This window comes from Halomonas qinghailakensis (genome assembly GCF_025820815.1).
Classification (GTDB): domain Bacteria; phylum Pseudomonadota; class Gammaproteobacteria; order Pseudomonadales; family Halomonadaceae; genus Vreelandella; species Vreelandella qaidamensis.
Genome location: NZ_CP096973.1, coordinates 669,655 through 682,459 on the forward strand (window position 1 = coordinate 669,655; position 12,805 = coordinate 682,459).

The window sequence follows — 12,805 nt, forward strand, 5'->3', positions numbered from 1 at the left end:
GGCTTTAAAACAAGAGAACCTACATGATTTATCACTGGCAAACCCTCACCGCTCCCAAACTCGCCTCAATTGCCGAAGGTGATCCAGTTGCAGTGATCACCCTGGGGGCCATTGAGCAGCACGGTACGCACCTGCCATTAGGTACCGACCTGATCATTGGAGAAGGCTTACAAGCTGCCATGTTAGCCATGATTGACCCAGCGCTTGATGTGTTATGCCTGCCATCAATTGCCGTCGGTGCGAGCGACGAACACGCCAGTTTTGCTGGAACACTTAGCCTACCCGCTCCACTCGCCATCGCGACATTAGAAGCTTATGGCAAAAGCATTGCGAGTACAGGGATAAAAAAGCTGGTGTTGATTAATAGCCACGGCGGCAATAAAGCCGTGATGGACCTTGCCGCATTAACCCTACGCAAGCAATTTGAAATGCGCGTAGTGAAAGCCACTTATACGCGGCTACCGCCGTTGGAAGGCGCTATTAATGCCGATGAGCTGCGCTACGGATTGCATGGCGGCCTGCTGGAAACCGCCATCATGCTACATTTAGCGCCTGAGCTTGTTCAGCTCGATAACTACCAACCTACCCCACCGGCAATGCCTAAAGGTGACGCACTGGTCAGCCCAGAGGGTAGCGCCGCGTTTGCCTGGCTTGCCGAGGACCTGAGTACGTTTGGCGTTGCCGGTGATGCAACGGATGCTCATCAAGCATTAGGTGAACGGCTAGTGAAGCACTACGCCACTCAGTTGGCACAGGTGGTGGCCGAAACCGCCCACCTGCCACCGCTTATCACGCGGAAAACGTCAGATTAACGCCCACGTCCTTCAAGTACCTCGTCTAAGAAATGCCCTGCTCGATTGGCTTTGGCGCTTAGGTAGCGGTGATTGTGATCCGTTACACTGCCGTAGAGCGCTTGACGTGAGACGACTTCAACACCGCCTTCACGCAGCGCTGCCATTTTTAGCGGATTGTTGGTCAACAACTGAACTTTATCGATCTCTAGCGCATTGAGCATATCCACCGCGACGGCGTATTGACGCTCGTCGTCGCCAAACCCTAGTACTTGGTCGGCATCGACGGTGTCTAAACCGCCATCTTGCAAGGTGTAGGCGCGCAGTTTATTCGCTAGACCAATCCCCCGCCCTTCTTGTGCCAAATAAAGCAGCACGCCGCCACCCATGGCTTGAATATCAGCCACTGCATTACGCAACTGTTCGCCACAGTCACAGCGCAGGCTGCCGAACAGATCACCAGTGAGGCAAGCCGAGTGCATACGCAAAGGAACGGCCCCAGGGATAGTAGCCAAATCACCAATCACTACAGCCACATGCTCACGTAACCCGTCAGGCTCACGGAACAGCACAAAGCGGCTTTCAGGCGCTTCTTCCAGGGGAATACGCGCCTCGCTTACACGCTTTAGCATCCCCGGTGCGCCAGCTAAACACTTCTCTGCATCCCGGGCATTAACTTCTAACAGCTCACCTTTTGATAGCTGCTGAGCAATATGCTCGGCGGATGCCGCACTGACCTCAGCGCACAGCGCCGCCGGTATCAACAGCGCACGGCGCATAAGCGCCACAGCACCTCGCTCCCCTACGCCTGCAGGCTTCAGGCCGCTTAACAGTGAATGGGCCTCCGACGCTTCATTGGATACAGCAAGGTGATGCAAATCACGCTCACTGATTTGTTCGGTGAGCGGTAAGCAAGCCGCATCCGCTTTCAGCGACATGCCCATTGCCTCCAAACGATGACGCGTTAATACCAACGCTGGCCGAGAGCCGGAGAGTTTCGCCAGTGAATCGACCGACACACTGCCTTCAAGTGCCTGTACCAACAGGCGTTGCTCTCCGGTATTAATCACCACGGGCAATCCACGGCGAATATCGAAAATAGCGCGTTCAATGTGATACATGTAGGCCTCCAAGTTGCCTGTTGGGGCGGACAACGTTTGCTTGCGTCGGGCAACATGGCCCCGCATGATGAGTTGCTGTTTTCTGAATGGAGATACCATGCCTAGTACCAATGAAAAGATGATCGATATCGACCAAGCGTGGGCATGGTTGCTGGACGTTCAACAGGGCATCAGAAGTGACGCCACAATGACGCTTGATACCCATGGCGGCTGGCACTCTTCTATCCCTGTTACAAGCGCCGCGCAGGAGCTGTTGACGTGTTTGCTGCCACTGGTGCGTCATTCGAGCTGGGTGGTTGCGCAACTGGGGCAGAGCCTGGATGGGCGCATCGCTACGGAAAGCGGTCACTCCCACTACATCAATGGCGTTGAAAGTTTGGTGCATCTGCACCGTCTGCGGGCGCTGGCAGATGCCGTAGTGATTGGCGCGGGTACGGCGAGCGCTGATAATCCCCAGCTCACAGTACGCCACGTAACGGGCAAGCACCCTACCCGAGTGGTGATTGACCCACGTGGCCGCGTGCCGGCTGATTTGGCGCTGTTCACCACGTCTACCGCATCCACGCTGCATCTCACCGGGCCAGAGGCAACGGTGGCGCCAACGTCCGCCGAACACTGCGTGCTGCCGTTGGATACCAATGGTCAGTTCCGCCCCGCCGACGTTATTACCTGGCTGGCAGATCGTGGCCTTACGCGGGTATTGGTAGAAGGCGGCGGCGTTACTGTTTCGCAATTCATTGAGGCAGACGCGGTTGACCGTCTGCATTTGCTGGTCGCGCCACTGCTCATCGGTTCCGGCCGACCTGGGCTGCAGATGACACCCATCGACACCCTTGAGAGCGCCCTGCGCCCGACGATGCGCTCTTTCCGCTGCGGGGACGACACGCTCTTCGACGTAGTGCTGAGTGGGCGCACTGCCTGACGGAGAACTGGATGGCGAAGAACTGGAAGGCGTAGCGCGTGTTCGTGAAGCCAGCGCTGCCCAAATGCCTGGCAGACTACCCATCAGCACTAACACACCATAAGCCAGTGATATCGCCACACCTTGCGCCGAAGGCAAACCAACAAACATCCAAATGCCTGCGGCGGCGCCTTCCCGTAACCCCCACCCGGCAATCGAAAGGGGTACCAGCATGGCAAGCAGTAACACTGGAGCCAACGCCAAAATATCTAATGTCGCCAGTTCAATGCCGATTGCCCGAGCCGCACAGACCATCACTAGGCCATAGCTAAGCACGATAGAAAGAGAAGAGATCAGTTGCCGTGGCCATACGTCACGCTGCAATAGCCCGCGGCGCATATCCTGTCCTAATGCAGCACACCAAGCGGGTAGCGTTACCGCCGAGCGCCGCAACCAGACCATCAGCGTCACACCGGCCACTATCACGATAACCGCTACGCCCGCCACTACCATCAAGCCACTGAAACCCAGCGCCGTTAGCCAGAGTGGTGACGTGAACAAGGCGATTAGTGTGTAAAGTGCAATCGCCAATTGCCCAGAAGCACGCTCAATCACCACCGCACGCCAAGCACTACCCTTTGAAGAAGACTGACGAGCATGGCGATGGGCACGACCTGCATCACCCAACACGCCACCTGGTAAAAGTTGGTTAACCAATAATGCTAAGTAGTACTCCCGCAGTGCATAACGGTAGCGCAACGGCACGTCGATTAAGCCTGCCGTCAACTGCCAACGCCACGCGCTCAGCATCACTTGCAGAACGCTGATCAACAGCGCCAGAGCCATCCAACCCGGCGCAAAGCGCTGCACTTCGGCCATCACCGCGTCTGGCTCTACCCACAGGGCTACAGCGGCCAGCAGCCCTAAGCTCACTAGCCCTTTTTGCACCCACGGGGTTCTCAGCCAGCGCCAGCGTCTCATGGGGTTAGCCCTCGTCCGCTGGCAGCGCCAGTAAGTCGCGGTGGCCCACCCAAATACCGATCTCACCTTCGACCACATGACGTAAGCGTTCATCGCGCCACTGGGCAATCCGTGACGCCGCCTCTGGAGCCTGTTCGGTAGCAGCGTTCGCCCATCCTTCAACTAATGAGCACATTAAGGGGTACTGCGCTGGCTTGCCCGCCGCCAAGTGCCATGGTGTTTCAGCCTCGTTAACACGATAACCGTGGTCAGCCATCGCTTTAGCTAGCGCGCTGTGAGCATCGCCGCCTAATGCACCGCCTAAGCCCTTATCCCGACGCTGGTGCGCGTTGAACAGCTCACTGATCCAGCGATCGTCAAGGTCGTTCAGAGGTTGCTGCTGGGCATTGGTAAAGTACCATTCGCCGGTAATGCTTAGAGTGATAAGAAGCGCTTGCCGATGTTTAGCACACTGTGCCGCCAAGGCATCAATCCACTCTTGAGATACTAAATCGATCAGCGCAGATGCCGTCACTACGTCGCAGTGCGTAAGTGCTGGGTGGTCAAGCTGTTTAAGGGAAACACAGTGGGTTTCCACCTGTAGCGGTTCACCTTTACCCGTGTTCAATTGACTGGTTCGTGAGTAGGCTTCATTAAGTAAGGCGGGATCATGGTCAATCAGCATCCAGCGCTGGGCATCGTACAAGCGAGGCGCAAGAAACTGGCTATTACTTCCGCGTCCACAGCCTAAATCCGCCAGTGTTATTGGCGATGAAGCTTCTGTCAGCAGTGCAGATTCTGCTCTTTGCTGTTTTTCTGATAACCAGCTTGCTAACGCATCCACCAACGCTTGGCTACGCGAACTGGCATCGACGCCTTCACGCAGCGACAGCCAATCCGCTGCAAATTGGCTTCCCGCCGACAATGTCGAAGATTGCTGCAGCGCCTCGGCAAACGCCTTTCCTGCAGCCTGCCAGTCGCCCAAACGGTCGCGCGCAGCGGCGGCACCTGCACGTAGTTCAGTGCGTAGTGTCTCATCGTGGCACGGCGACCTGCACGTAGTTCAGTGCGTAGTGTCTCATCGTGGCAGAAAGCCACCAGCGCGCTCGTCAGCGCCTTCACATCCCCAGGCGCAACACTAATGCCCGCCCCTTTGGGCAAGGTATCCCGCAGCGCACCGCCGGTGGTGGTGATAACGGGTAAGCCATGGGCTAGCGCTTCAGTGACCACCATGCCGTAGCCTTCATACCAAGAAGGCAACACCAGTGCATGAGCGTTCTGATAAGCGGCTTCCAGGGTTGCGGCATCACATTCGCCGTGAAGCGTTACCCGATCACCAAGCTGGTGGCTGTCGATCAGTGTTTGAACGCGATTCGTAAATGCAACATCACGAGCACCGCCAAAGCAGTCACATCGCCAGTGCCCACGCTCAACATTCGCCAAGGCTTGAACTAAAATGTCCTGCCCTTTACGTGGAGTCAGTGTTGCCACACATAGCAGACGAATAGGTTCGCTACGTGGAGTCAGTGTTGCCACACATAGCAGACGAATAGGTTCGCTAGGTTGTGCCGCAGGGCTGATTGGAGCACGTTCAACCCCAGGTTCCACCACAGTGATAGGGGCACTAAATGGCAGCTCATACTGCTCCGCCAATGCTTTTACACGACGCTCAGTAAAGCGACTGGTCACAATTACCCTATTTACATGGGCCAGGCCACACAGCTCGCTTCGGTGAAAACGCTGCTGATCTATCTCATTTAAGCCCTGCTCATCGCCCAACGGATGATGCAGTAACGCAGTGATATCCAGGCGCTCAGCGTGGTTAGCCACCACATCGGGCAATGCCCCCATGGCTAGTCCGTCGATAATGACCTGCGCATGGTCCTGCAAGGCGGAAAGCGTATTGGCTAGCGCTTGAGCTGCTTCATCATCGGCATCAGGAAAACGCCCGGCTAACCCCACCACATTGATAGATAGCCCACGCTCGCGCAGCGCAGCAACAATATGGGCATCATAAATATACCCACCGGTACGCTGGTCTGGATCGCCAGCCACTATCAAGGTAAATGGCTGACTCATAGCGCCCCTTCATAGCTTGCCCACGCCACATGAGATTCGTGCAGTTTGATCTCCATATGCGTCAGCCCCTGAGCGGTGGTACCCATTTTTCCTGCTTTGATGGCAGCCGCTAGCTGGTCAAAAATCACCTTGGCCATAAATTCTGTGGTGGTGTTTTTACCGCTAAACTCGCTCACCTCATCAAGGTTGCGATAGTTGTAATCCGCCAGCACCTCTTTAACCGTTTCACTGGCTAAACCGATATCAATCACTAGACCATCTTGGTCAAGTTCAGGGCGCTGAAACACCACGTCCACCACATAGGTGGCACCGTGGGTGCGTTGGGCAGGGCCGAATATTTCGCCATTAAAACTATGGGCAATCATAAAATGGTCACGAACGCATAAACGGTACATAGACACTCCTGTCGTATTAACTGGACCTTTTTTAGCCAGGTCGTTCTAACTAATTCGCACTTAATTAAGCCGCATTAATTAAGCGGGCAATGGATAACGAATTCGATGGCATAGCGCTGTGCTCCTTGGCCCAAACAGAGCAGGTGCCAGCGTTGGGAAATCGGCAAAATCGCTCTCACCGCTGATCAGCGCATCTAACCGCTGATCGGCGAGTAAGCGTAAAGCGAGGGCTAAACGGCGGCGATAATTCCAGCGCGGCTGCAACTTGGCAGGCAATTGCCCAACCTGGCTGGCGCTAAGCGTTAAGCGCTGGGAGTGAAAAGCGCCACCAAGTGGCAGCGATACGTCGCCTTCGCCAAACCAGCTCATTTCAATCACGCGGCCTTCATTGCCCAGCAAGCCCATAGCCAGTCTCAGGCCATCCGGCTGTCCACTAGCATGGATCACGCAGTCTTGGTCGGTGGGTGCCTGTTCTGGTGTACAGAAGGAAATACCCAAATGCGCTGCCAGTGCTTCTCGCTCGGGATTAATGTCGATCAAGCGTACTTCTACCCCCGGAATTTGCGCACACAGATACGCCACAAGTGCACCAACGACGCCAGCACCCACCACACAAACGCGCTCGCCAAGCATAGGGTTAGCATCCCACACACCGTTAATGGCGGTTTCCATATTGGCGGTTAGCACAGCACGATAAGCGGGCACATCGTCGGGAAGCGGCAAAACAGCATCAACAGGTACCACGTAATGATCCTGATGCGGAAAAAGGCAAAAGACGGTCTTATCGACGAGATGACGTGGCCCTTGCTCCACATGGCCAATACTGCAGTAGCCATATTTCACAGGGGTGGGAAATGCGCCTGTCTGAAAGGGCGCGCGCATCCGTGAGTATTCACTCTCAGGCACCCGCGCGTTAAATACGAGCGATTCGGTGCCGCGGCTCACGCCGCTATAAAGGGTACGGATCCGCACCTCATTTTCGTCGGGAGGCGCTAGTGGCTCCTGTTTAAGCTCACCATGCATGGGGCGAGTCACCCAAAAAGCCGTAGCAGTATCAGGCGGCAACATGACATTTCCTTATGGTTTAAGCGCTTCATCCATCCTTACAGCATAGCCTTATTAAGACTTGTTCACATTTCACGACTTCCCTACAGCGTAGCGTAGAAAGGGAAACGGTTGCTTAACCCATGTGAACGCGAGGATGATTTAAAACAAATGTACTCACATCATGGACAACCTTACCTTCTTATACAAGAATGGTACATAGGAAAATATTTGCACACTTTAATTCAACCGCGGGCCAGTGCACCGCTCTGTGAGTCAGCATGTCTTCTTTCTCTAACACCTCCAGCGTCTCTTTGCCCAAGCGTGTTTACACCTTGGCTGAGATAGCATTGGCCAGCTTATTGCTCGTAGGCTTGGGCGCGATGTTACCGGCATTAGTCGCCAGCGCTGCAAATTGGTGGTTAGCGGCTGGCTTCTACATTGTGATGGGCGCACTGGTGGTTTGTTTTTGGCCCCATGGCCCGCTCGGTTGGGCAAACCGGGTAACACTTGGACGTGGCGTATTAGTCGCCATCGTGGCAGGGGCGCTGGCAGCGAATGCTTTTACCAACGCGATTTGGCTATGGCTAGCGGTCGCTGTTATCGCGCTGTTACTGGACGGTGTGGATGGCTGGATTGCTAGACGCACTAAAACCCACACCCCGTTTGGGGCGCGCTTTGATATGGAGCTGGATGCGGTATTAATCCTGATACTTTGTATAGGCTTATTGCAGAGCGAAAATCTAGGCGCTTGGGTACTACTCATTGGCGGCATGCGTTATTTATTCATCGCCGCTAGCTGGTTTTTTCCGTGGTTAAAAGCACCGTTATTTGAAAGTTTCCGCCGTAAAGCAGTGTGCGTATGGCAGGTCGTTGCCCTGCTGCTGGCGTTAACGCCACTTACCTCTCCTCTTGCTGCCAGCCTGCTTGCACTGAGCGCATTAACCACACTCATCTACTCATTTGGCTTTGATGTGTGGTGGCTATTTAAACAGCACCATTAATTGCCCTATCAAGACCATTTCCCGCCATTCATTGGCCTCATGCCGGGCTTCAACCTGTACTGTTCGCGCTTAAGGGAGTAGGGTAGCTATCCGGATCGACCCCACGTGCGCTTTATTTCAGCTCACTGTTTGCGTTAATTCGGCCCCTCTATTTAAGGCGTTTCCAACCAACGCCTGACACGTGCACGACCAGGCTGCCAATCGCTGCCACTTCTCGCTACAGACATACCTAGAAAGATGTTCTGTTTTTTGCTTACGTCCTGTCGCGGCCACCCCGTTAAGGGAACTGTGGTTGCCATTTAGGATGCTAGGGCTGCAAAGCCTATGGGTATTTAATGAACGAAGAAAATTTCTATCAATTCTCGACGCTGACGGTTATTGCCTTGCTGTTAGCCTTTTACGGCGGCACGTACCTGCTGACACTGCTGATCAAAAAGAAAAAGGAAAATACTGACGCCTTTATGGTGTCCAATCACCAGATTGGCTTTGGTTTGGGCGCTGCCAGCATGACCGCCACCTGGATCTGGGCAGCCTCGTTCTACGGTGCCGCCACCTCGGGTTACACCTACGGCATTTCCGGCCCTTTACACTACGGGTTGTGGGGCGCGCTGATGATTCTATTCATCTACCCCTTTGGCCGTCGCTTTCGAAAATTGGCCCCGAACGCACACACCCTGGGTGAACTTATCCATGCCCGCCATGGCTCTTCTAGCCAGATGATTCTTGCCTCCTCCAACATTCTGGGCAGCATCATTAGCCTGATGGTTAACTTCACAGCGTCTGGTGCGCTGGTCTCAGTACTCTCGCCACTCTCTTTCCAAGCTGGCGTCGTGATCGCTGGGGTCGGGGTGCTCTCTTATACGCTGTGGTCGGGCTTCCGCGCGTCGGTACTCACCGACTTTGCCCAACTGATGGCAATGATGGCAGTCGCCATTCTGATTATTCCAGCGGTAATGTTTGCCCTCGGCGGCCCACAGACACTATCGGATGGCATGAGCCTACTCACCCCAGAGCAGGCAAATCTGTTCTCGATGGATGCGATCCTCAATCAAGGTGCACCTTTCTTTGTTGCGGTGCTGGCCTACGCGATTGGCAACCAGACCATCTCCCAGCGGCTATTCGCTGTGCGTGAAGACCATATCAAACCGACCTTTATAACCGCGACCATTGGTTACGGTGCGATTGTTATTGGCCTAGGCATGATTGGCTTGATGGCGCTGATGACCGGTATGGAGCCCATCGGTGGTGACATGAACAACCTGATACCGCAAATGGTGTCGATGTACCTCTCACCGGTATTTATAGGGCTGTTCTTTATCCTGGTCATTGGCTCGCTCTCGTCTACCGCTGACTCAGACCTTTCCGCTATGTCCGCGATTGTGATGGCCGATGTGTATGGTAAGAACATCGCTAAAAACAAACCTGACCCGACCAAAATGCTATTTATTGGTAGGTTGACGATGATTGTCGCAACGCTGATCGGGGTGATTCTCGCTAGTTTCTCGATGGATATTCTGATTATGCTGGTCTTCGTTGGCGCACTTTGGGGGGCCATTGTGTTCCCGGTCATCGCCAGCTGCTTCTGGGATCGAGTCACCAACACGGCCTTTACCTCGGCTGTAATTGCAGGCCTAGTAATGTTCTGTATCGCACGCTTCGAGTTAGTGCCTATGGTCAGTATGGTCGCGGGGCTGTTTGAGTTACTCGCTGCCGTGGGCGGCGGCGTGGTGCTCGGCCTAATGGCATTTGGCTTCTGCGGGCGTAGGATCGGTGTGATCGTCGGTGTACTCAGCGCCATTGTGCTGGCCTACTTCAGCATTGGTTTCCTACGGGAGTACACGGTACTGCTAGCCTCATTAATGGCATACGGCGTTAGCACTCTTGTTTGCATCGCAGTCAGCCTGATGAGTTCGAGCAAGTTCGACTTCTCGCAAATCGATCAGAAAGTGATCAACTACGACCCAGCCAAGCCTGCCGCGCAACGCTAAGCCCAGCGTGACGCTAGAGTCACTTCAAAAGCTGGTGTGCCATCGCGCACCAGCCAACTAACAGGAAAGCACATGCAAACCTTTATATTAGCGTTATATGTCCTTATCTGGCCGTTGATCTCACTGGCTATTTTCGCGGTTATCGGTATCGCCACCATCAAAGACATACGCGTTGCCAAGCGCGAGAAGCGCGAGCTGGTATAAGCGCTACTCGGTTAACTGAACAGCCCACCTAGGGCTGTTTTTTTTAAGGGCGCATTTTAGGGCTGGGTATTCTCCATCACATACTCAGCTACCGCCTGATAGGCAGACAGTGATATTGGGTCGTTAGCGGCATTGCCTGCCACCGGGTCCTCAATATAGCGAGAACTACTGCGGCATTAGCGCCTGAACCGCCGCTTTTTATTACTGGCCTTGTAACATCTGCTGAATCACTTCCCCTAGAGACGCAATAGCCGCATTGCGCGCGTCAAACGACGCCTCGGTTTCGGTGATATAAAACACCACTACCATAGGCACTTGCTGGGGCGGCCAAATAATCGCGGTAATTAAGCGAGAGCCGTAACCGCCCGCACCAGTTCTGTCTGCTATCACCCAATCAAATGGCATGGCGGCACGAAACAAACTATCAACCCACTGTCTCTCCTTAGAAAACAACTATTTTTATAACTAAACATCATCAACATAAAAATCAATAAACCAACAATAAATTTAAGTTTATTTAATTTCAAAAATCCAACAAAATAAGCCAGTAGCCACATTGTTAGCCAAAGCTATATTTGTTCGCTATAACAAACTTTATTTTTTGTTGACCAACTTGTTATCAAAGTAAAAGCTGATAGGATTCAGCGCTATTAAAATCCTACTTTAACACTCGAGTATGTTGTTCCACACATCTAGCCTCATTAAACGAGCACTACTATCATGACACCTGTTGCCCTGCTTTTTTTAGCGGTTTCCATGTCAGCGGATGCGTTTGCGGCGTCCATCAGCAAGGGGGCAGAGCTGCGCAAGCCCCGCTTCCGACACGCGGTAGGCATTGGTTTAATATTTGGCATTATCGAGGCCACCACCCCGGTACTGGGCTGGGTGGCTGGCAAGGCTTCTCAGCAGTATGTAGAAACCTGGGACCACTGGGTCGCGTTTACGCTACTGACCATCATCGGCCTGCACATGATGGTCGAAGGGCTGAAGAAAGAAGAAAAAGTAGCGCATCGCAAACAAACCCTGTGGCTGCTGGTACTAACCGCCACTGCCACCAGTCTAGACGCCATGGCCGTGGGCGCAAGCCTTGCGTTTATTGATGTGAACATCATTACCACCAGTCTCGCCATTGGCCTTGCTACTACGGTGATGGCTTCCATGGGAACGCTGTTAGGCCATAAATTTGGCAAATACGTAGGCCACTGGGCAGAACTCGCAGGTGGCGTTGTATTGATTGGGATTGGCGTAATAGTGGTGGTGGAGCATACGATCTTTTTATCATAACGCGGCCATGCGTAAGTGCTGCTTAGAAAAAAGTGGCAATGAACGAACAGCAATATTATTTGCTCTCTTTAAGTATCGCGATATAAAAATGGGTGGCTTATTCGCCACCCATTTTTATTAGTTTTCCGCTAACACCTCTTGAATCACTTCCCCTAGAGACGCAATAGCCGCATTGCGCGCGTCAAACGACGCCTCGGTTTCGGTGATATAAAACACCACTACCATAGGCACTTGCTGGGGCGGCCAAATAATCGCGGTAATCGAGCGAGAGCCGTAACCGCCCGCGCCGGTTCTGTCTGCTATCACCCAATCAAACGGCATGGCGGCGCGAAACAAACTATCAGCCACCGTATTGCCTTTCATCCAGTCTTCCAACTGCTGACGGGATTCACCCGACAACACCTCCCCAAGCACCAGCTTTTCCAGCGTGGCGAGCATGGCGTTGGGCGTGGTAGTGTCGCGCTCATCCCCTGGCGTGGCTTCGTTCAGCTCGGTCTCAAAGCGGTCTAACCGGGTAACGGGATCATCCATGCTGCGCGCAAACGCCGTGATGGATTCCGGCCCACCAAGGGCTTGCAGCACTAGGTTAGCGGCGGTGTTATCGCTGGTGGTCATGGTGGCATCGCACAGTTCAAACAGCGTCATCGGCTGGTGGCCTGCGTACTGCTCAGTGACTGGCGAGTAAGTCACCAGCTCAGATTCTTCAAAACTAACCTCGGTTTCCAGCGCTAGCTGCCCTTCATCCACCTGCGCTAGCAGTGCGCCGCAGGCCAGGGTTTTAAAGGTGCTGGACATGGCAAAGCGCTCATCCGCATTCACTTCCCAGCGCTGACCCGTGGCTAAATGGTGGGCCGCAAAGCCAATACGCGCGTCCAAGGCGTGTTCAATACGCCCAAGTTCAGCGGTAATGCTATCTTCGTGTGCCATCACAGACGCAGAGGCGAGTAATAAGCACGTCGATAACGCAGCACGCATCCAGCGTGGTGGGCGGTGGTTCATTGTCTGGATTCCTAAACAGTAAGGGAAAACGATGG

The 12,805-nt window shown here is 53.9% G+C and carries 12 protein-coding genes and 2 pseudogenes; 6 read left to right on the forward strand and 8 right to left on the reverse strand.

What is annotated here, in order from left to right:
- Window positions 1–23 precede the first annotated feature (23 nt).
- On the forward strand, window positions 24–812 hold the full coding sequence (locus M0220_RS03120) for a creatininase family protein (protein ID WP_264018644.1): 789 nt from the start codon (window positions 24–26) through the stop codon (window positions 810–812).
- Here the strand turns inward: M0220_RS03120 and ribA are convergent.
- Entirely contained in the window at window positions 809–1,912 is a 1,104-nt protein-coding gene (gene ribA, locus M0220_RS03125) for a GTP cyclohydrolase II RibA (protein WP_264018645.1), read from the reverse strand. The genes M0220_RS03120 and ribA overlap by 4 nt on opposite strands.
- Window positions 1,913–2,099: 187 nt before the next feature.
- Between ribA and M0220_RS03130 the strand changes: the two genes are divergently transcribed.
- The gene (locus M0220_RS03130) at window positions 2,100–2,834 is read left to right on the forward strand and encodes a RibD family protein (RefSeq protein ID WP_264019193.1); all 735 of its coding nucleotides are present in this window, start codon (window positions 2,100–2,102) and stop codon (window positions 2,832–2,834) included.
- A 126-nt stretch (window positions 2,835–2,960) separates the two neighbouring features.
- On the opposite strand, the pseudogene M0220_RS03135 reads toward M0220_RS03130, so the two are convergent.
- From M0220_RS03135 to M0220_RS03155, 5 genes and pseudogenes are all read right to left on the reverse strand, one after another.
- Window positions 2,961–3,887, reverse strand: a pseudogene (locus M0220_RS03135) (lysylphosphatidylglycerol synthase transmembrane domain-containing protein); the annotation flags it as partial.
- The gene (locus M0220_RS03140) at window positions 3,799–4,698 is read right to left on the reverse strand and encodes a class I SAM-dependent methyltransferase (protein WP_264018646.1); all 900 of its coding nucleotides are present in this window, start codon (window positions 4,696–4,698) and stop codon (window positions 3,799–3,801) included. The gene M0220_RS03140 and the pseudogene M0220_RS03135, both read right to left, overlap by 89 nt.
- Window positions 4,605–5,852 carry a glycosyltransferase family 4 protein gene (locus M0220_RS03145; RefSeq protein ID WP_264018647.1) on the reverse strand — a complete coding sequence of 416 codons (1,248 nt, stop codon included), beginning with the start codon at window positions 5,850–5,852 and terminating at the stop codon, window positions 4,605–4,607. The genes M0220_RS03140 and M0220_RS03145 overlap by 94 nt, the downstream gene beginning before the upstream one ends.
- Entirely contained in the window at window positions 5,849–6,247 is a 399-nt protein-coding gene (locus M0220_RS03150) for a 6-pyruvoyl trahydropterin synthase family protein (RefSeq protein WP_009722429.1), read from the reverse strand. The genes M0220_RS03145 and M0220_RS03150 overlap by 4 nt, the downstream gene beginning before the upstream one ends.
- Window positions 6,248–6,325: 78 nt before the next feature.
- A complete protein-coding gene (locus M0220_RS03155) occupies window positions 6,326–7,315 on the reverse strand; it encodes a zinc-dependent alcohol dehydrogenase (RefSeq protein WP_264018648.1) in 990 nt (329 codons plus the stop codon).
- Window positions 7,316–7,572: 257 nt separating this feature from the next.
- Between M0220_RS03155 and M0220_RS03160 the strand changes: the two genes are divergently transcribed.
- The 3 genes from M0220_RS03160 (at window position 7,573) to M0220_RS03170 (ending at window position 10,487) form a co-directional block, all read left to right on the forward strand.
- Window positions 7,573–8,295 (forward strand): CDP-alcohol phosphatidyltransferase family protein, encoded by a 723-nt coding sequence (locus tag M0220_RS03160; protein WP_264018649.1) that lies wholly within the window; start codon window positions 7,573–7,575, stop codon window positions 8,293–8,295.
- Window positions 8,296–8,630: 335 nt separating this feature from the next.
- Window positions 8,631–10,283 carry a sodium:solute symporter family protein gene (locus tag M0220_RS03165; protein ID WP_264018650.1) on the forward strand — a complete coding sequence of 551 codons (1,653 nt, stop codon included), beginning with the start codon at window positions 8,631–8,633 and terminating at the stop codon, window positions 10,281–10,283.
- 72 nt (window positions 10,284–10,355) lie between these two features.
- Window positions 10,356–10,487, forward strand: coding sequence for a putative transporter small subunit (locus M0220_RS03170; protein ID WP_009722425.1), 132 nt, complete (start codon window positions 10,356–10,358; stop codon window positions 10,485–10,487).
- Between the two features lie 201 nt (window positions 10,488–10,688).
- Here the strand turns inward: M0220_RS03170 and M0220_RS03175 are convergent.
- Window positions 10,689–10,913, reverse strand: a pseudogene (locus tag M0220_RS03175) (class A beta-lactamase); the annotation flags it as partial.
- 294 nt (window positions 10,914–11,207) lie between these two features.
- Between M0220_RS03175 and M0220_RS03180 the strand changes: the two are divergent.
- Window positions 11,208–11,771, forward strand: coding sequence for a manganese efflux pump MntP (locus M0220_RS03180; protein WP_264018651.1), 564 nt, complete (start codon window positions 11,208–11,210; stop codon window positions 11,769–11,771).
- A 117-nt stretch (window positions 11,772–11,888) separates the two neighbouring features.
- Here M0220_RS03180 and bla read toward each other — a convergent pair whose 3' ends face one another.
- The gene (bla, locus tag M0220_RS03185) at window positions 11,889–12,770 is read right to left on the reverse strand and encodes a class A beta-lactamase (RefSeq protein WP_264018652.1); all 882 of its coding nucleotides are present in this window, start codon (window positions 12,768–12,770) and stop codon (window positions 11,889–11,891) included.
- Window positions 12,771–12,805 lie beyond the last annotated feature (35 nt).